This is a genomic window from Salmonella sp. SAL4457 (assembly GCF_046548235.1).
GTDB lineage: Bacteria > Pseudomonadota > Gammaproteobacteria > Enterobacterales > Enterobacteriaceae > Salmonella > Salmonella enterica.
In genome coordinates, this window is the sequence record NZ_JBGDZO010000005.1 from 367,191 (window position 1) to 387,318 (window position 20,128).

The 20,128-nt window shown below is 54.5% G+C and carries 15 protein-coding genes; 6 read left to right on the plus strand and 9 right to left on the minus strand.

What is annotated here, in order from left to right:
* Nucleotides 1-21: 21 nt before the first annotated feature.
* The 6 genes from ACLJNW_RS17830 to tsgA form a co-directional block, all read right to left on the minus strand.
* Nucleotides 22-4,866, minus strand: coding sequence for an autotransporter domain-containing protein (locus tag ACLJNW_RS17830; RefSeq protein WP_252283483.1), 4,845 nt, complete (start codon nucleotides 4,864-4,866; stop codon nucleotides 22-24).
* 328 nt (nucleotides 4,867-5,194) lie between these two features.
* A complete protein-coding gene (gene cysG / locus ACLJNW_RS17835) occupies nucleotides 5,195-6,568 on the minus strand; it encodes a siroheme synthase CysG (protein ID WP_000349897.1) in 1,374 nt (457 codons plus the stop codon).
* Nucleotides 6,569-6,579: 11 nt separating this feature from the next.
* On the minus strand, nucleotides 6,580-7,389 hold the full coding sequence (gene nirC, locus ACLJNW_RS17840; protein WP_000493576.1) for a nitrite transporter NirC: 810 nt from the start codon (nucleotides 7,387-7,389) through the stop codon (nucleotides 6,580-6,582).
* Between the two features lie 264 nt (nucleotides 7,390-7,653).
* Nucleotides 7,654-7,980 carry a nitrite reductase small subunit NirD gene (gene nirD / locus ACLJNW_RS17845; protein WP_000084817.1) on the minus strand — a complete coding sequence of 109 codons (327 nt, stop codon included), beginning with the start codon at nucleotides 7,978-7,980 and terminating at the stop codon, nucleotides 7,654-7,656.
* Nucleotides 7,977-10,520 (minus strand): NADPH-nitrite reductase large subunit, encoded by a 2,544-nt coding sequence (gene nirB, locus ACLJNW_RS17850; RefSeq protein WP_024154544.1) that lies wholly within the window; start codon nucleotides 10,518-10,520, stop codon nucleotides 7,977-7,979. Before nirB ends, nirD begins: the two co-directional genes overlap by 4 nt.
* A 316-nt stretch (nucleotides 10,521-10,836) precedes the next feature.
* Nucleotides 10,837-12,018, minus strand: coding sequence for an MFS transporter TsgA (gene tsgA, locus ACLJNW_RS17855; protein WP_023204111.1), 1,182 nt, complete (start codon nucleotides 12,016-12,018; stop codon nucleotides 10,837-10,839).
* Between the two features lie 276 nt (nucleotides 12,019-12,294).
* Between tsgA and ppiA the strand changes: the two genes are divergently transcribed.
* The 5 genes from ppiA (at nucleotide 12,295) to ACLJNW_RS17880 (ending at nucleotide 15,633) form a co-directional block, all read left to right on the plus strand.
* Entirely contained in the window at nucleotides 12,295-12,867 is a 573-nt protein-coding gene (gene ppiA, locus ACLJNW_RS17860) for a peptidylprolyl isomerase A (RefSeq protein ID WP_000920482.1), read from the plus strand.
* A 108-nt stretch (nucleotides 12,868-12,975) separates the two neighbouring features.
* On the plus strand, nucleotides 12,976-13,143 hold the full coding sequence (locus ACLJNW_RS17865) for a YhfG family protein (RefSeq protein WP_001519136.1): 168 nt from the start codon (nucleotides 12,976-12,978) through the stop codon (nucleotides 13,141-13,143).
* Nucleotides 13,133-13,735 carry a putative adenosine monophosphate-protein transferase Fic gene (locus ACLJNW_RS17870; RefSeq protein ID WP_024154543.1) on the plus strand — a complete coding sequence of 201 codons (603 nt, stop codon included), beginning with the start codon at nucleotides 13,133-13,135 and terminating at the stop codon, nucleotides 13,733-13,735. The genes ACLJNW_RS17865 and ACLJNW_RS17870 overlap by 11 nt, the downstream gene beginning before the upstream one ends.
* A gap of 31 nt (nucleotides 13,736-13,766) precedes the next feature.
* Nucleotides 13,767-14,330, plus strand: coding sequence for an aminodeoxychorismate synthase component 2 (gene pabA / locus ACLJNW_RS17875; RefSeq protein ID WP_000601878.1), 564 nt, complete (start codon nucleotides 13,767-13,769; stop codon nucleotides 14,328-14,330).
* Between the two features lie 85 nt (nucleotides 14,331-14,415).
* A complete protein-coding gene (locus tag ACLJNW_RS17880; protein ID WP_000190023.1) occupies nucleotides 14,416-15,633 on the plus strand; it encodes an aspartate aminotransferase family protein in 1,218 nt (405 codons plus the stop codon).
* Between the two features lie 42 nt (nucleotides 15,634-15,675).
* Here ACLJNW_RS17880 and ACLJNW_RS17885 read toward each other — a convergent pair whose 3' ends face one another.
* Both ACLJNW_RS17885 and crp read right to left on the minus strand, forming a co-directional pair.
* Entirely contained in the window at nucleotides 15,676-17,763 is a 2,088-nt protein-coding gene (locus ACLJNW_RS17885) for a YccS/YhfK family putative transporter (RefSeq protein ID WP_024154542.1), read from the minus strand.
* A 48-nt stretch (nucleotides 17,764-17,811) separates the two neighbouring features.
* Nucleotides 17,812-18,444, minus strand: coding sequence for a cAMP-activated global transcriptional regulator CRP (crp, locus tag ACLJNW_RS17890; protein ID WP_000242758.1), 633 nt, complete (start codon nucleotides 18,442-18,444; stop codon nucleotides 17,812-17,814).
* 307 nt (nucleotides 18,445-18,751) lie between these two features.
* On the opposite strand from crp, the gene ACLJNW_RS17895 reads away from it, so the two are divergent.
* Nucleotides 18,752-19,156: an OsmC family protein gene (locus ACLJNW_RS17895; protein ID WP_001148919.1), complete on the plus strand. Its 405-nt coding sequence runs from the start codon at nucleotides 18,752-18,754 to the stop codon at nucleotides 19,154-19,156.
* A 95-nt stretch (nucleotides 19,157-19,251) separates the two neighbouring features.
* Here ACLJNW_RS17895 and ACLJNW_RS17900 read toward each other — a convergent pair whose 3' ends face one another.
* Entirely contained in the window at nucleotides 19,252-20,121 is an 870-nt protein-coding gene (locus ACLJNW_RS17900; protein WP_001274690.1) for a phosphoribulokinase, read from the minus strand.
* Nucleotides 20,122-20,128 lie beyond the last annotated feature (7 nt).

The following is a 20,128-nucleotide window of genomic DNA, read 5'->3' on the forward strand; positions in this document are numbered from 1 at the left end:
GTGTTATATAATGTCGTTTATTTAACGAAATGTTTTCTTAACGTTAAGCATAAAGCCTTTATCGCTGATACTGTCTTCCTTCCACTGGTATGCATCCAGATGTAGCGCGGTATCATTGCTGCTATATTTCACGCCGATGGTTGCCAGGCCATTAATGCCGCCGCCTTTTTGACCGTCATCCACGCCGAACGATTGACCCGCCGCACCCTGTAATGACGCTGTACGCTGGCTCTTGCTGTAGCTCAGGTTCGGGCCGCCTTCCAGGGTAGCGGTGGCGCTCCAGCCGTCTTTCCCGGCGTAATCCAGCTTCAGGCCGACAATAGAGTCTACCGCCGTTTCGTTGCCAGAGTTCATCGACAGGTTAAAATCTCCGGCGTTGCGCTCTTTGTAGCCTTCTTCCATGGTGTGACGGAATTTCACCCCGGCATACGGCGTGACTTTCAGCGCATCGCCCATCATGGTGAAAGTTTTCGCCCCTTCACTGCGAAACTCAAGGTACTGCTGACGCATGTCGGAATCGGCAATTTTATTGACATCGCCATAGGCGACAGAACGGCTGCTGTCGAGGTTATGTACGTCATAGCGCAGGCTATTGTTCCACGCCAGACCTTCATCAAACGCCATGCTGTGCTTCAGACCAAAGAACTGACTGTAGCCGCCGGTCAGGCCGTTATCGCCCGCGGTTTTCGAACCGTCGCCATCCAGACGCGCAATACCATACTCCAGCGTCAGATTCTGGCTGGCGGTGAGATCCAACGTCTGGCGTAATGCCAGCATGTCGTACTGGGTGTCGTTGCCCAGCTCCGCGCGCGGGTCGCCTTTCGCTACGACGTTAAACGCCAGGCCATCTTTGATCTGCGGCGCGGCGTCGGCCAGCATGGTAAAGCGGTTGCTTAACACCCGGGCTTCACGGAATACCGTGGTGGCTTGAGCACCGCTCACCTGCTTCAGTGCGCTGTTCAGCTCGGCGGTAGTCCCCACATTAAGGCTGGTGTACAGCTCGTTGTTGGTGTAACCGGCGTCCAGCGCACTCGCCACGTCGCTTACCGAGCTGTCGGTGGCCACATCGGCATAGGCGTTTTTGGTCATGGTGACGTCAACGTTGCCGTCGGCATCCTGGCTACCCTGGGCGTTCCACACCACGCTGGTGGAAGTGATGTTGTCCGCGCCCTGGATATTGCTGCCGGTGAAGGCGTTATCCACCACCACGGTGGTATCCGCCGTACCGCTGGTAAAGCCGGTATCCACCTTCACGTTGTCGCCAATCACCAGGTTATTGGCTTTCAGCGTACCGGAGCTACCGTCGGCGTTGGTGCCAACAATATAGTTGGAGAGCTGCTGCGGCGCGTTGGGATCCGCTGGCGGCGTCGGGATGCTGCCCTCGGTCGGGGCGGTAGTCGCATCCGGGATGACGATGTCCGCTGTCCCGTTATGGTCGTTCTGCGTGCCCGTAGTACCCGGCGCGTAGATGTCGCAGCCGCTGTCGCACAGCAGGTTGATTTCGCCGTTGTTGTTGATGGCTTTGGTCTTGCCGCCAAACGCATACGAGTCATCCGCGTAAACGTTGATCACGCCGTCTGCGGTGTTGTTTATGGTGGTGGCATTACCGTTGCCCTTGATGCCGATAAGCCCGGTGCCGTTGGTGCCGTCCTCCTTGCCCTGCTCGGTACCGACGTTGATGGTGCCGCTATTGACCAGGTTAATGACATAACTGCTGGTGCCGCCATTAAGCGCCATCATGCCGAACCCGGCGTTGTTGACGGTAATGTTGCCGGTGTTGATGGCGGTGGCGTCGCCATCGGCATCGGTGGAACCCGCCACCATTCCTGAGCTGGTGAGATAGAGCGATGATGGCTGCCAGTAGCTGGTGCTGGTGATGTTATTTTCATCGTCCAGCGTCGGGACAAGGCCATCCAGATAGATATCGCCTTCGTTTAGTGCTTTACCTCGGCTGGCGGTAACGCCATATACACCTGCCCCCTGCAAATGGATCGTGGCGCCCTCATCGTTAACGACATCGCCATAATCCGAAGCCATCATGGCGTAAAAGGTGTGGGTGTACCATTTCAATGGGTATACTTCAATACCGCCACTGCCCTGCGGCGTCTGATCAGAAATCAGGGTGATATCGCCGCCGGCTTTGTTATGAACAGCCGATCCCTCGCCACTAGCCCTTGTGATGGCTGCACGATCCTCACTACTGTTGCTACTGGTCGCGTAGACAAAAATATCTCCGCTGTTGCTGACTTCCGCGCCGTTATCTGCGCGAATGACGGAATACACGCCATGGCTTGTAATATCGCCTTTATTTTCAATTGATGTGCCTTCGCCATCAGCCATCAGCAACGCGTTGTAGGTGTAATAGCCTGTGGGTATATAACTGACATTAACGTCAACAACTGAGTCATCACCCAGAATCAGGGAGCCGCCGTTGTTGACCCGCGCCAGTACAACGTGACCCCCCACTACCGTGTTGGTATCAATGGTAGAATGACCGTTTAGCGTAACGGTACTGTTACCGCTGACGCTGATGCCGGTAATGTCTGCAGAGGTTCCATCAAGTGGATACTCACTGTGAGTGATATTAATACCGCCGCCAATCTCAACGTCGTTATCATCACCTGTTACGCTCATGCCAACAACGTCCAGGTATTGTCCGCTGGCGGCGGACAGATCGTTGTCATCAATATTCAGCGCGCCATTAAGGGTAACGGTATTGCCGTTGCCGCCGACGACAACGCCAGTTAACGGGGGAGCCCCGGCAGCCAGGTCATCCTGCCCGTAGTCGGCGCTGATATTTACGTTGCCGGTGATATCAACGGCGTTGCTGTCGCCGCTCACGCTCACCCCTGTCGCTGAGCTAAACACGCCTTCGCTGTCCTGGACTGAGACAACGTTAATATCGCCATCCAGCGTAACCTGCGACATATCGCCGCTCACCAGCGCGCCGGTGCCGTTAAGGCTGACGTCAATATCCCCTTTGTTTTTGAAGGTGTTTTTTTCGCCTGCGACCACAAAACCTACCGAGTCCGCATCACGTACGGTGGCGTTGCCGGTATTTTTGGCTTCATTTCCGGTGCCGTGGGTGATGATGCCCATCGCGCCGTCGGTGACCAGCAGATCGCCCGCCTGGGTCAGGCTGCCGTTGTCGCCGTTGATAATCACGGCGGCAGAGCCCGCGCCATCCACCGCGATATCACCGGTATTGGTGGTATGGGCGTCGTCGCCGTCAATGCGCGTACCGACGGCGCCGCCAGAGATAGTTTGATTACCTTCGTTGATAACGAGCGCGTTGTCGCCTTCGATATACAGCGCCGTGGCGTCTGCGCCGCTGACGGTAGTGCTCACGGCGTTATCGATAACCACGTTGTCGCCGGTAATGTGGCCGCCGGTGCCGCCGTCGGTGATGGTCATATCACCGTCATTGTTGACGCGGGCGTTATTGCCGTCAATGACGGTGCCGGTGGAGCCTGCGCCGCTGATGTTAGAGGTACCGGTATTCTTAATCGTGGCGTTGTCGCCGTCGATGATGATGGCGGTGCCGCCGCCGCTCACGGCAATGTCACCGGCGAAATTGGTGGTGGTGCCGTTGCCGGAAATCAGCGCGCCGGTGGCGTTGTCCACCGTGGAGTGGCCCGAAATGGTGTTGGTGGTGCCGTCACCGGAGATAACCATGCCGGTGGCACCGTCGGTCACACTGGAGTCCCCGGTGAGCGTGTTGACGGTTCTATCGCCGGAAATAATCACGCCGGTGCGATCCTGGCCGCTGATATCCATGCCGCGATCGGAATTATGCGCCTGGTCATCGCCGTTGATAACGGTGGTGTTATCGTCGGCAATAATCAGATAGCCCCGGCTGTCGTACTTCCAGTAGAGACCGTTTTCCTGGGTGCCTTCAATCACGGCGGCATTGGCGTCGGTCACGTCCCTGCCGGTGACGTTCAGCGTTTTACCGTCCGCGGTGGTGAGCTGCCACTGGTTGTCCTGTTCTGAATAATTCCACACGGCACCCTCAAGAACGCTGCCGTTATCCAGTTTGAAGCTGTCGAAGGTCAGGGTGTCTTTGCCTTTATCGATGGTGACGCCGTTGCTGAAGGTAATAACAGAGTCATCTGGGGGCGTGTCGTCGTCATCGCCGCTATCATCGGGCGGGGTCACATCGTCATCGCCGCTATCATCGGGCGGGGTCACATCGTCATCGCCGCTATCGTCAGGCGGGGTCACATCGTCATCGCCGCTATCGTCGGGCGGGGTCACATCGTCATCGCCGCTATCGTCGGGCGGGGTTACATCGTCATCGCCGCTATCATCAGGCGGGGTTACATCGTCATCGCCGCTATCGTCGGGCGGGGTTACATCGTCATCGCCGCTATCGTCGGGTGGGGTTACATCGTCATCGCCGCTATCGTCGGGTGGGGTTACATCGTCATCGCCGCTATCGTCGGGCGGGGTTACATCGTCATCGCCGCTATCGTCGGGCGGGATCACATTGTCATCGCCGCCATCGTCAGGCGGGGTGACGTTGCCGCCATCGTCGGGTGGGGTAACGTCGCCGCCATTATCGGGCGTAGGGGGGGTATAAGAATGATTAGAATCTCCGCCACCGTTATTTTCAACGCCAATAGCCACACCTGCGACCAGTGCAGCAACGCCGCCAGCAACCCAGCCCCAGTGATTATCATTTTCAGGTGTAGCAAGGCAGGTCGGTGAGAGTTTTGCGCGTTTTTCTTTAGGCAGGGAGGAGATATTACTGGGACATTCTTTTTCATCATCGTTATTTTCTGCGGCGATGGCCGGAATGTAATAACTTTGTAGCGTTAAAGCGATAGCGATAGAAATAAGTTTTTTCTTTTGCATAGGGTTCATCCTTAATTAATATTTTCCTTGCGTACTAAACATATGCAGAGAGCGATACAGGCAATGATGAAATGGCCAGAAGAAAAATTATGCTTTAGTGTTTATTTTATCACCCGATAACCAGGTCAGGTCAAATTGAGTGCTTAACGGTGTTATTTATTGTATGAATGAATAAGAGGTGAACTTGACGAGTAAAAGGGTTTTTAGGCAGAATTATTATTATTTAAATTTGTCCGGTGTATTTAAAGTTAGTTTCTTAATTCACTTTTAAGTAAAAATAATTTGAGATTACGAGTAGTTGTAAAATAAAGCCCTGTTATTCAGGGCCTTATTTTAATTAATAATTAGAGAACCAATTTAATTTATCGCGTAAGCCAACGACCCGGCCAACGATAATCAGCGCCGGGCTTTCAACCTGTTGCGCTAATTCACCGAGCTGCGTCAGCACACCGTGGACGACGCGTTGCTTCACAGAGGTACCGTTTTCTACCAGCGCAACCGGCATATCGGCCTGCATACCGAATGCGATCAGTTTTTCCTGGATAGTCGCTGCCTGATTCAGCCCCATGTAGAACACCAGCGTCTGTTTTTCTGCCGCCAGGTTTTCCCAGTCCAGCTCGCCGCCGGTTTTCAGGTGACCGGTGACCAGACGTACGCTCTGGGCGTAATCGCGATGGGTTAGCGGAATACCGGAGTAGGCGGAGCAGCCGGAAGCCGCGGTAATCCCCGGCACTACCGAGAAAGGAATACCGGCATGACACAGCGTTTCCAGCTCTTCGCCGCCGCGACCAAAGATAAAGGGATCGCCGCCTTTCAGGCGTACCACGCGTTTACCTTTTTGCGCTTCACGCAGCAGGATCTGGTTGATTTCCTCCTGTGGGACGCAGTGGTAACCCGCGCGTTTCCCCACAAAGACCCGATCGGCATCGCGGCGTACCAGGTTCATAATGTCGTCGGAGACGAGGCGATCGTAAACCACGATATCCGCCTGTTGGATTTGTTGTAACCCTTTCAGCGTCAGCAGTCCGGCATCGCCCGGCCCGGCGCCGACCAGCACGACTTCGCCACGGTGATCCAGCGGTTCGCTAAACAGGCGTTCGGTTGTCGCGTTAACCGCTTTCTCATCGGCATTCGCCAGCGACTGCGCCAGCCGGTCATTGACGAAAAATTTTTCCCAGAAGCGACGACGCTCGCCCATCGTGGCAAACTGCTTTTTCACTCGGGCGCGGAGTTGCCCGGCATAGCGCGCGACCTGCCCCAGATGCTGCGGCAGCAGCGATTCCAGTTTCTCGCGCAGCAGACGCGCCAGCACCGGGGAGGTGCCGCCCGAGGAGACGGCGACCATCAGCGGCGAGCGGTCAATAATGGAGGGCATGATAAAGCTGGCGGCTTTCGGCGCATCCACCACGTTGCAAAAGATACGGCGTGACTCCGCCGCGTCGCTGACGCGCTGGTTGACGGTATCGTCGTCAGTGGCCGCGATCGCCAGCCAACACGAGTCGAGAAGCGTTTCGTCGAACGGTCCCTCAACCAGAGTCAACATGCCTTCATTTGCCCATACGGTGAACTGTGGAATAAAGGTTAGCGCATTGACCGTTAAACGTGCGCCTGCTTCCAGCAGTAACCGTGCTTTGCGTTCTGCGACATCGCCACCGCCGACGATCAGACAGTCGCGGTCGCGTAATTGACAAAATATAGGCAAATGGTCCACGACATTACCCCTTAATGGTTGGCTGTAACCTTAATTTGGTTGGTTTTTTGCGGAACAGGACGCTCCGATTTCGGCGTAGCATACCAATAACCCAATCCCATGAACACGACGCCGGACAAAGTATTACCCAGAGTGACCCATAACAGGTTGTGTCCGATTCCGGACAGGGTATAGGCGTCGCTGTGATGACCAAACCAGGAGAGGGCGAACAGCGTCATATTCGCGACGGAGTGCTCGTAGCCGGAAGCGATAAACGCCAGCAGACACCACCAGATAGCAAGAAATTTTGCCGTGCCTTCGGTGCGGATTGCCATCCAGATTGCCAGACAAACCAGCCAGTTACACAGCGCGCCTTTGAAGAACAGTACCGTGGCGGGCGCGGTGGTTTTCGCCAGCGCGACTGAGTGAACGATACTGGTATCGACCGGCAACAAACTGCCGCCGCCCCAGCTGTAAAGCAGGGCGACAAACACGGAACCAACCAGGTTGCCGAGCCAGGTTTGCGGCAGGATAGCCCACATTTGACCGTGGCTGATGGTGCCTGCTTTGACGCCCAGCGTCAGGAACATGGTGTGGCCGGTAAACAGTTCGGAACCGGCGATGATGACCAGCGTTAAGGCGATACCGAAGGTCGCTCCCATCACCAAAGGACGCACGGACGGGTCGAGCAGATTGCCGAGGGTGAAAATAAGAATGATACCGAGACCGACATAAGCCCCGGCCATTGCCGAACTGACCCAGAAGCCGAGCGGATTATTCGCCGACAGGCGTGCGATGCGCGCAGCGTTAGCCGCACACTTATTAATAGTGTCTGTAAACATTTGATTATCCTTTTCTCACTTCATCCTTTGCACTGCCTCTTTGTTGGCTGCCCTCGCTCATCCCAGTCACATAGTGAACTATGCTCCTGGGGATTAATGAGGGACATCCTTGTCCCTCACCGAAGGCAGCCAGCGGCTGTTCAAATTCGTTCCTGACGAATTTGTTGCTCAGTTGCCGCCGCGATGCAGTACAAATGATTTTGTGATAACAATTAAAATGAAAAAAATACAAAAAAGGGGAGGCGTTGCGCCTCCTAAAAATAATTAACCGCGCAGCTGCACCACGCCGTCTTTTACCCGCGCGTCGTACTGTTTCACAGAGAACTGCTCATCTTCCATGCATAAACCATCGCTCAGGCGGAAGCGCTGCTTTTTCAACGGGCTGGCGACCCACAGTTCGCCCTGGTGTTCCGCAATCAGCCCACGAGACAGCACGCTGGCCTCAAAGAACGGGTCGATGTTGCTGATCGCAAACACCTGATCGCTATGGTAAGGACGGAAAATCGCCACCTGCTCGCCGCCTGACAGCGCGCAGACGCCGGTTCCCGGCAGGATGTCATCGATTTTGCAGATGTTTTGCCACTGACTCATGCGTTTTCCTCCACCAGAGTGACCGGGATACGTTCATACGGCGTGGCCGGACGATGCTGTTCACGTTCAGGCACAACCTGGACGTTCGGGTCGCGTTTGTCGCTGTTGATAAAGTGCTTAAAGCGAACCTGTGCGGATGGGGTGTTAACGGTTTCTGTCCACTCGCAGACCACCGCTGCGCGCAGGCGCGCCATCTCTTCTTCCAGATGTTCGTTCAGGCCCAGCTTATCGTCGATGATGACCGATTTCAGGTACTCGATGCCGCCTTCCAGATTATCCAGCCACGGCGCGGTACGGGTCAGTTTGTCGGCAGTACGGATGTAGAACATCATAAAGCGGTCGAGGTACTTAATCAGCGTGTCGCGATCGAGATCGGCTGCCAGCAGATCCGCATGACGCGGTTTCATGCCGCCGTTACCGCAGACGTACAGGTTCCAGCCTTTTTCTGTCGCGATAATGCCGACATCTTTGCCCTGCGCTTCCGCACATTCACGGGTACAGCCGGAGACGCCGAACTTCATTTTGTGCGGGGTACGAATGCCTTTGTAGCGGTTTTCCAGCTCGACGCCGAAACCGACGCTGTCGCCCACGCCGTAGCGGCACCAGGTGCTGCCGACGCAGGTTTTCGCCATCCGCAGCGCTTTGGCATACGCGTGACCGGTTTCGAAACCGGCTTCAATCAACTGACGCCAGATTTCCGGCAGATCGTCTTTTTGCGCGCCAAACAGGCCGATACGCTGAGAACCGGTGATTTTGGTATAGAGGTTAAACTCGCGGGCGATACGACCCACGGCCACCAGACCTTCCGGGGTGATTTCGCCGCCCGCCGAGCGCGGGATCACCGAGTAAGTACCGTCTTTCTGGATATTCGCCAGGAAGTTATCGTTAGTATCCTGTAGCGGCGTGTGCTGCGGCTTGAGGATGTATTCGTTCCAGCACGACGCCAGCAGCGAACCGACGGTCGGCTTACACACTTCGCAGCCGTAGCCTTTACCGTGTTTCGCCAGCAGTTCTTCAAAGGTTTTGATACCTTCCACGCGGATTAAGTGGAACAGTTCCTGACGAGAATAAGCAAAGTGCTCGCACAGGTTGTTGTTGACTTCAATACCCTGTTTCGCCAGTTCGGCGTTCAGTACCTGCGTCACCAGCGGGATGCAGCCGCCGCAGCCGGTTCCGGCTTTGGTTTCCGCTTTCAGCGCCGCCACGGTATGGCAGCCTTTATTGATAGCGGCGATCAGATCGCCTTTAGTCACATCGAAGCAGGAGCAGATCTGCGCGCTGTCCGGCAGTTTATCCACGCCGATAGCGGGTTTACCACTGCCCGCGTGCGACGGCAGGATCAGCGAATCCGGGTTTTCCGGCAGTTCGATGGCGTTCAGTACCAGTTGCAGCAAATTGCCGTAATCGCTGGTGTCGCCGACCAGTACTGCGCCGAGCAGCGTTTTGTTATCTTCGCTGACAATTAGACGTTTGTAGACTTCTTTGCTTTCATCGAGGTAAACGTAACTACGCGCGCCCGGCGTGCGGCCATGCGCGTCGCCGATGCCGCCGACGTCCACGCCCAGCAGCTTTAGCTTGGCGCTGAGATCCGCCCCTTCAAAGGCGTTTTCACTGCCGAGGATATGGTCAACGGCGACCTGGGCCATTTTATAGCCTGGTGCGACCAGACCGTAAACGCGGTTGTTCCAACTGGCGCACTCGCCGATAGCGTAGATATCTGGGTCAGACGTCTGGCAGGTGTCGTTAATCACGATCCCGCCGCGCTGCGCGACGGCCAGACCGCACTGGGTAGCCAGCTTGTCGCGGGGGCGAATACCGGTAGAGAAGACGATGAAATCGACTTCCAGCTCGCTGCCGTCGGCAAAACGCATAGCCTTACGCGCTTCGTTACCCTGCTGAACAATCTCTTGCGTGTTTTTACTGGTGTGTACACGCACGCCCATGCTTTCGATCTTGCGACGTAGCTGCTCGCCGCCCATTTGATCGAGTTGTTCCGCCATCAGCATTGGCGCAAATTCAATGACGTGCGTTTCCACGCCGAGGTTTTTCAGCGCGCCAGCGGCTTCCAGCCCCAGCAGACCGCCGCCGACCACCGCCCCGCGCTTGCTGCGGCGGGCGCAGGCTTCGATAGCGTTGAGGTCTTCAATGGTACGGTAAACGAAGCAATCCTGGGTTTCGGAGCCTTTAATCGGCGGGATCCACGGATAGGAACCGGTCGCCATGATCAGCTTGTCATAATAAACGGTACGACCCGCGCTGGAGTGAATCACTTTCTCCTGACGGTTAATGGTAATTGCGCGTTCGCCAACCAGTACCTTTACGCCGTGCTTCTCGTAAAATCCTTCACGCACCAGAGAGAGCTCTTCCGCGGTGTGGTGAGAGAAGTAGGATGACAGGTGGACACGGTCATAGGCTTTACGGGGTTCTTCACAGAACACGGTAATGTCGAACAGGCTAGCGTCGGATTTATCAAGGAGATCCTCAATAAAGCGGTGGCCGACCATACCATTACCGATAATAGCGAGTCTGACTTTGCTCATTTTTGCCTCGATTTCTTTTCTATTACCGCCTACCTTAACGATTCAGCAACCCCGCTTATTGATGTAAATCAAATTCACCTTTATATACCTCTTAATGGGTATATGGCTGATTTGTCTGGATTTTTATAAGTGGCGGAATTGTCAGGCTTTTCAGGTTTGTACAAATAACATACAAAATGAGGGGTTTTTAGACCAACAGGCCTACCTCGTCAGGGGGGGATAGAGTGCCGGAGGGCGACGTCGCCTTATCCGGCCTACCAACAGCTTACGCTGTAGGCCGGATAAGACGCATCGCGTCGCCATCCGGCAATGATTATCAATGCGTAGCCGGCACGCTATGCTGACGATGACGGGATACAAAGCCGAGCGCAAAGCACATCACAAAGACCACCGCATACAGACCATTCGCGGTGAGTAACGCCGCCTGTGGACCGCTGTGCGCCACAATCGGGCCGGTGACGACGAAGGTCAGCATCGTTCCGATAGTGCCGCAGGTCAGAATAAAGTTAACCAGCTTAGGCGAGGCCACTTTCGTTTGCTGCGATCCCAGCGTAATGATGGAGGTATAAATGGCGCTGGAGAAGAAGCCCAGCGTCAGAATAAACCACGGCATATGCGCCTGCGTGCCGGTAATAAACAGATACATCAGTACCGCCGCCATACCCGCCAGTACGGTCAGAATGCGTTGCAGATCGAAAAAGCGCAGGATAAAGCTGAACGCCCACATGCCAAACATATAGGACATCCAGAAATCACTCACCAGCGCCCCGGCGTCATTCAGGCTCATGCCGAGGCCTTTGGCGTATTCCGGCACCCAGGAGATAAAGCCTAATTGACCGAGGATATAGCACAGCGCGGCGATGGCCAGAAACAGTACGCCAATGCCCCATTTTTCTTTGACGACAGGCGCCTGAGAGTGCTGCGCATGTTTACCCAGCGCCGGAAATTCACAGCCGAAGGTCAGGATGAAAATCGCCAGGTAGACCAGGCCGATGCAGGCGTAGACCCAGTACCACTCAATACTACGCGCCAGCAGGAAGGCGGCGACCATAGGAAAAATCATCCCCGCCATGCTGAAGAAGGAGTCGGTAAACAGCAGTCGGGAACCGCGCTGACGCCCTTCATACAGTTGCGTAATCAGGAAGGTGCCAATCGACATGGTGATCCCGCTGACCAGCCCCAGCACAAACATCGCAGCTGAGAACAACGCCAGGCTATGGCTGAACATCAGCCCGGCCACCGCCAGCACCATCAGGATAAAACCAAAGCGTAGCTGTGTTTTCAGCGGGACGATTTCCATCAGCCACGCGTTGAGGAAGATCGAGATCAAAATCCCGGCGTTCAGAAAAGTAAAGGTGTTACTCATACTGGAAACGGGCAGCTGAAAATAGTCTGCGATATTTCCCATCACCATCCCGGTGACAATCACCAGCGCCCCGGTCAGGGCGTAGGAAAGAAAGCTGATCCATGTGAGCTTGATGCGGTTGCTGTTAGTCATGTCTGGCCTTGAAGAGAAGTGAAGCGCGTGGAGGGCGCGTTAAGCGGGCAGATTTTAGGCGCTTTTGTGATGCATTTAAATAATTATTAGTGATAGTAATGTTCATTGCATTTTTTAATGTGATGTTTGTCACATCATATTGCAAGGACAAGGCGTTGCGTCGTAACGTTACATTTGTTTCATGTACGTAAAATTAGGTAAAGGGCTGGCCTGGCCCAGGAAGGCTCTTTAGAATCATTCCACTTGCTTTATTTCTGCTCTCTTTAAGGAAATCTCATGCTCAAATCGACTCTGGCGGCTGTCGCAGCTGTTTTCGCTCTTTCTGCTCTTTCTCCCGTAGCGTTGGCAGCAAAAGGTGATCCTCATGTGCTGTTAACCACCTCCGCCGGGAATATTGAGCTGGAGCTGAACAGCCAGAAAGCGCCGGTTTCTGTGAAAAACTTTGTCGATTACGTCAACAGTGGTTTCTATAACAACACTACGTTTCACCGCGTTATTCCTGGCTTTATGATTCAGGGTGGTGGTTTTAACGAGCAGATGCAGCAGAAGAAACCGAATCCGCCTATTAAGAATGAAGCCGACAACGGTCTGCGTAATACTCGCGGCACGATCGCGATGGCGCGCACCGCAGATAAAGACAGCGCCACCAGCCAGTTCTTTATTAACGTCGCGGATAACGCTTTTCTCGACCACGGCCAGCGCGACTTTGGCTATGCGGTATTTGGTAAAGTGGTAAAAGGTATGGATGTCGCCGATAAAATCTCACAGGTACCGACGCACGATGTCGGGCCTTATCAGAATGTGCCGACAAAACCAGTCGTTATCCTTTCCGCGAAAGTCCTGCCATAAAACATGCCTGCGCGGGTGCGAGCCGCCCGCGTTTTCTCCCTGTCTCAGCGTAACCTGAAATTGCTGCTTATACTTGTGGTCAAGCACAGGCATATTCAGGGAGGCCAGGTGAAGAAACTTACCGATAAACAAAAGTCACGCTTTTGGGAACAGCGGCGCAACGTTAACTTCCAGCAAAGCCGCCGTCTCGAAGGTATTGAGATCCCCTTAGTAACCCTGACCGCCGATGAAGCGCTGGCACGTCTTGACGAGCTTCGGAGGCACTATGAGCGATAAATTTGGCGAAGGGCGCGATCCGTACCTCTATCCGGGGCTGAATGTGATGCGTAATCGGCTGGGGATTCATCAGGCCCAGCGACTGGCGCAAGCGGCATATGAAATGACCGCGCTCCGCGCCGCCACGATTGAACTGGGGCCGCTGGTACGCGGCTTGCCTCATCTGTGCGCAATTCATCGCCAGCTCTATCAGGATATTTTCGACTGGGCAGGGCAACTGCGGGAGGTCGATATTTACCAGGGCGATACCCGTTTTTGCCACTTTGCCTATATCGAAAAAGAGGGCAACGCTCTGATGCAGGATCTGGAAGAAGAGGGCTACCTGGTTGGTCTGGCGCACGAGAAGTTTGTCGAGCGGCTGGCGCATTACTACTGTGAAATTAACGTGCTTCATCCGTTTCGTTTGGGGAACGGGCTGGCGCAGCGCATCTTCTTTGAACAGCTGGCGTTACATGCAGGCTATGCGCTGAGTTGGCAAGGTATTGCGGTTGAAACATGGAAGCAGGCGAACCAGAGCGGCGCGATGGGCGATCTCTCCGCTTTGCGGGCGATTTTTCAGAAAGCGATAAGCGAAGCTCGCGAAACTGAGTAAAATAGGGCGGTTCTACTGACCCGGAGCCGCCATGATCCTGCTTATCGATAACTATGATTCCTTTACCTGGAACCTCTACCAGTATTTTTGTGAACTGGGCGCGGAAGTGCAGGTTCGGCGCAATGATGCGCTGACGCTGGCGCACATTGACGCTTTGAACCCGCAAAAAATCGTTATCTCTCCTGGCCCCTGTACGCCGAATGACGCTGGCATTTCACTGGCGGTCATCCGCCATTATGCCGGACGTATTCCGATGCTGGGCGTTTGCCTGGGTCATCAGGCGATGGCGCAGGCCTTTGGCGCGTCGGTGGTGCGGGCAGCGAAAGTGATGCACGGTAAAACGTCACCTGTTACGCATAATGGACAGGGCGTGTTTCGGGGATTGCCCAGCCCGTTAACCGTGACACGTTACCACTCGCTGATTGTCGACCCTGCCACGTTGCCTGAGTGTTTTGAGATCACCGCCTGGAGCGAAACGCAGGAGATTATGGGCATTCGCCACCGCGAGTGGGATCTGGAAGGCGTGCAGTTCCACCCGGAAAGTATTCTTAGCGAACAGGGACACGCGCTACTGGAAAATTTTCTTCAACGTTGATTAATGGTTGTCATTGAGTGATTTTTTATTCATATTTTATGAGTATAATTTCACTGAATTTTCTGCTTAACCGGGTGGTAATGATATGGCAACTGAACAAACGGCTATTACGCGCGCAACTTTTGATGAGGTGATTCTGCCTGTTTATGCACCGGCGGACTTTATTCCGGTCAAAGGTAAAGGCAGCCGCGTATGGGATCAGCAGGGCAAAGAGTATATCGATTTCGCCGGCGGGATTGCAGTGACTGCGCTGGGCCATTGCCATCCGGCGCTGGTCGAGGCGCTGAAATCCCAGGGGGAAACCTTGTGGCATACCAGTAACGTTTTTACCAATGAACCGGCGTTGCGTCTGGGACGTAAACTGATCGACGCCACGTTTGCCGAGCGCGTGCTGTTTATGAATTCCGGCACTGAAGCGAACGAAACCGCTTTTAAACTGGCGCGTCATTATGCCTGCGTGCGCCATAGCCCGTTCAAAACGAAAATCATTGCCTTCCATAACGCTTTTCATGGCCGTTCCTTGTTTACCGTCTCTGTAGGCGGGCAGCCGAAATATTCCGACGGCTTTGGGCCGAAACCCGCCGATATTATTCACGTTCCCTTCAACGATCTTCATGCGGTGAAAGCGGTAATGGATGACCACACCTGCGCGGTGGTGGTCGAGCCGATTCAGGGTGAAGGCGGCGTGCAGGCGGCTACACCGGAATTCCTCAAAGGGTTACGCGACCTGTGTGACGAGCATCAGGCGTTGCTGGTGTTTGATGAAGTGCAGTGTGGGATGGGGCGCACCGGAGACCTGTTTGCCTATATGCACTACGGCGTCACGCCGGATATCCTCACCAGCGCCAAAGCGTTAGGCGGCGGTTTTCCGGTGAGCGCCATGCTGACCACGCAGGAAATAGCCTCGGCCTTCCATGTAGGTTCGCATGGTTCAACCTATGGCGGCAATCCGCTGGCCTGTGCGGTGGCTGGCGCGGCATTCGATATTATTAATACGCCAGAGGTACTACAAGGCATTCACACTAAGCGGCAACAGTTTGTGCAACATTTGCAGGCGATTGACGAGCAATTTGACATTTTCAGCGATATTCGCGGCATGGGGCTGCTGATTGGCGCGGAACTGAAACCGAAGTACAAAGGTCGGGCGCGTGATTTTCTGTACGCAGGCGCGGAGGCTGGCGTGATGGTGCTCAATGCCGGAGCCGACGTGATGCGTTTTGCCCCGTCGCTGGTGGTGGAAGAGGCGGATATCCATGAAGGAATGCAGCGCTTTGCGCAGGCGGTAGGGAAGGTGGTGGCCTGATGGCGGATTGCCGGATAAGCGTAGCGCATCCGGCAGTCGGTCTTAACCTTTTGTATCCCGTAGCCGCTTACTCAGCCAGATACCGTGATGCGGACGCTGACGCCAGGCCATCGACGAAATGGTGTGCATGGTGTTCAGATGGCCAATGATGCGCTGTAAATGTTGTTCCAGAGTGCTCAATAAGCCATGTGACGGCATGTCCGGCGACTCCAGAATATTGACATCGCCGGAGCCGCCTGGCCTGTCGTACTCCAGGCGCTGCTGGCAGCGCTGAATTGCAATCTCGCAAGATTCCAGATAGCGCTGCGCCAGATCAGGCGTCAGCATGGTGTGTTCCCGCGCCAGCGTCGTCATAGCGTTGATATGCTCGACAATAAACTGGCTGTGCGTGACCCACAGTTTCATATCCGACAGATAGTGGGTATTGAATCCGGGTTCCTGCATTGCCTGATTTAACGAGTTGAATAACGTGTTATGCGCCTGGTTGACCCGCATTCTTTGATAAGCGAGCGGGGTGGCCTGCGGATCGTTACTGAGGATCAGTCGGATAGCTTCTTGATCGGCTTCCAGCGCATCATGGGCGTTTTTACGTAATAGCCCGCTTTGCCATTGCGGCCACAGCCAGACCATGCCGCCAAAGGCAATTAAACAGCCAATCAGCGTATCGATCAGCCTCGGCACAATAAACTGCTCTCCGTTTAACGTCAGTAACTGGATGGTGTATACCGCCGTCACCGTAAAGCCGACCGTCGCCCAGCCGTAGTTTTTACGAATAATCAGATAACTTGCCAGCGTTAGTACCAGCATGACCGCCAGCGTAATGCTTTCGGGAATATGTAAGTGCAGCGTGACGCCGGCAATCACCAGGCCGACCAGCGTTCCGATCGAACGGTGCAGAATACGTACGCGCGTCGCGCCATAGCCGTTTTGGGTGACAAACAGCACCGTCATGAGGATCCAGTACGGTTTAGGCAGGTGCAACGCGCTGCCCATCAGACTGGCGATACTCATCATCACGCTGATGCGTCCGGCGTTGCGTAGCGCCGGCGATTTTAGAGACATATAATTTTTCAGCGCCGGAAGTAGCGGCAGACGACGCTGTTTATCGGCCATCAGGTCGCGGGCGTACAGCGGCCGCTGAGTACGCAGCACACGGGCGATTCGACTGAAGTGCCAATAGCAGAACTGGCCTACCGGATTTTCAGGATGCTGATTGGCGATCTTCTCCAGAGCGCCAATCTGTTTTTCCATGGAGAAGCGCGTAGGCAGACGATGATACAGAATGTCATCCGCCAGCACGCGCAGACGGGCGGCGACCGTTTGCGCATTCCAGCGAATCACCTCTTCCGCATGGCTGCGTTCTACCAGTTTCTGTACCTCTTCCGGCTGATGCAAGCTGACGGAGATGTGCTCCTGCAAATCCATCGCTTCCTGAAAAGCTCGCAACAGGCGCTTGTAATCATTATTGTTGTGCGCCGAAAGCATATGCATCTGTTGGTAACACTGGGTAATGAGATCGACCGCTTTTTGCTGGCGTATCAGCAGGGGAGGCAGCGCTTTTTCCGGATCGATATGTTGGGTGAGCAGGCTGTATTTCGCTTCACAATAATCGGCCAGTTCACGGTATAACAAACTCAATGACTCGCGCAGCGGCTGTTCGCGCCATAGCCAGAACCAAAACCAGTTAAACACGCCGTACCATAGCGTGCCCAGCGCATAAATGAGCAGCGGCTCCCAGACGGGCATGTATCCCGCAAGGCTCAGGGTAAAGATGGCGGCAATCAGCGACGCTGGCAGTAGCCGCGCGTGAAGCGGGCTAATTTCCGCCGTCACGCCAAGCACCAGCGTCAGCCCGGTCAGGATCAACGGCAGGGGGATGGATTCCGCCAGCAGAAGTTGCGTTACCAGACTGCATCCGGCGAACAGCGACGCGCCGATGATCAGGCGTTTAAAAAAACGTTTGTGCGGGGTATCCAGACCTGCAATGTTGCAGCAGGCGGGAACGAGAGAGAAAAGCAAGCCCAGGTGTAGCTGGCCTATCAATAAACCGACAGCCACAGGCAGGCACAGCACCAGCGTTTGCCGTAGTGCGTAATTAATCTCTGGGTGATAAATCAGTCTTCGCCACATCGATGCAAACAAAAATGGCGCATGATAAAACGCGCCATTCTGACGGAATTAACGGGTGCCGTAGACGACGATGGTCTTGCCATGCGCGGAGATCAGGTTTTGATCTTCCAGCATTTTCAAAATACGACCAACGGTTTCGCGGGAGCAGCCGACGATCTGGCCGATTTCCTGACGGGTGATTTTGATCTGCATCCCATCCGGGTGCGTCATGGCATCGGGCTGTTTCGCCAGATTCAGCAGCGTCTGAGCGATACGCCCGGTGACGTCAAGGAAGGCGAGGTTACCTACTTTTTCAGAGGTGACTTGTAAGCGACGAGCCATCTGGGAAGAGAGGCGCATCAGAATATCCGGGTTGACCTGGATTAATTGGCGAAATTTTTTGTAGGAAATTTCAGCGACCTCACATGCGGTTTTCGCACGTACCCAGGCGCTGCGTTCCTGGCCTTCTTCAAACAGGCCCAGTTCACCAATAAAATCACCCTGATTCAGATAAGAAAGGATCATTTCTTTCCCTTCTTCATCTTTGATCAGCACTGCCACGGAGCCTTTAACGATGTAGTACAGCGTTTCTGCTTTTTCACCCTGGTGAATCAGCGTGCTCTTTGACGGGTACTTATGAATGTGGCAATGAGACAAGAACCATTCAAGAGTCGGGTCTGTTTGCGGTTTGCCAAGCACCATGCGCGGTTATCCTCTGTTATAAGCTGTCTCCAGAGCCAGAAAACGGCACTGTCTCTGGGGTTGCAAAAATATACTTCCCGCTACCTGGGAAGGGGGCTACGAAAATAGATTGTAGCCTGTAATGTGATGTCCTCTGCATACATGCAGTACGTCAATGTATTACTGTAGCATCTTGTCTGTTTTAGCATAGCTTTCGCCGTGTGTCTCCTGGTGTCTCGCTTCAGCATGACCCAGGTCGCCTTCCATTGCGAGTTTTGTTGTATGCGCGTAATCTTTCAGGAAAATTGAAACATTGGAGTTACGAAATATGCAAGCGCGTGTAAAGTGGGTTGAAGGGCTCACGTTCCTCGGAGAGTCCTCCTCCGGCCACCAGATTTTAATGGATGGTAACTCCGGTGACAAAGCGCCGAGTCCGATGGAGATGGTATTAATGGCGGCTGGCGGATGTAGCGCTATTGATGTGGTATCAATCCTGCAAAAGGGCCGTCAGAATGTCACCAACTGCGAAGTGAAGCTGACATCCGAGCGCCGGGAAGACGCGCCGCGCCTGTTTACGCACATTAATCTGCATTTTATCGTTACCGGCAGCGATCTGAAAGAGGCTGCCGTCGCGCGCGCTGTCGATCTCTCCGCGGAAAAATATTGCTCGGTGGCGCTAATGCTGGAAAAAGCGGTCAATATTACCCATTCGTATGAAGTGATTGCGGCGTAACATGTGATGCCGGATGGCGGCGTGGCTTTATCCGGCCTACCCGTTTTTATCTCGTAGGCCCGATAAGCGTAGCGCCATCGGGCATTTCACCGCGGTTATTCGATTTTTTTGCCTTCCATTAATCGCTGCACCAGCGGCAACATAATCAGCTCCATCGCCAGCCCCATTTTGCCGCCCGGCACCACTAATGTATTAATGTGAGAAATGAACGAGCCCTGGAGCATCGCCAGGAGCCAGGGAAAATCGATCCCTTCCAGATTGCGGAAATGGATCACCACAAAACTCTCATCCAGCGAGGGAATACCCTTTGCGGCGAACGGATTGGACGTGTCGACGGTCGGTACGCGCTGGAAGTTGATATGGGTACGCGAGAACTGCGGCGTAATGTAATTGATGTAGTCGTCCATGGAACGCACCACGGAATCCATCACCGCTTCACGGGAGTGTCCGCGCTCGCTGGTGTCGCGGATTAGTTTCTGAATCCACTCGAGGTTGACGATAGGCACCACGCCAACCAACAGATCAACATGACGCGCGACATCATGTTGCGGGGTGACGACGCCGCCGTGCAGTCCTTCATAAAACAGCACATCGGTCGGTTCGGGAAGCGGCTGCCAGGGGGTAAACGTGCCGGGAACCTGATTCCACGGTACGGCTTCATCATAGGTATGCAGATATTTACGCGACTGGCCTTTACCCGTCTGCCCGTACTCAATAAAGGTATGTTCCAGTAGGCTGAAGTCATTGGCTTCAGGCCCGAAATAGCTGATATGCCGCCCGGCGTCACGCGCTTTGCGGATCGCCATGTCCATTTCCGGGCGGGTGTAACGATGAAAACTGTCGCCTTCCACCTCGGCGGCGTGCAGATTTAACTGCGCGAAAATTTTACGAAACGCGAGGCTGGTGGTGGTGGTCCCCGCGCCGCTTGACCCTGTTACTGCTATCACCGGATGTTTGGCTGACATGGCAACT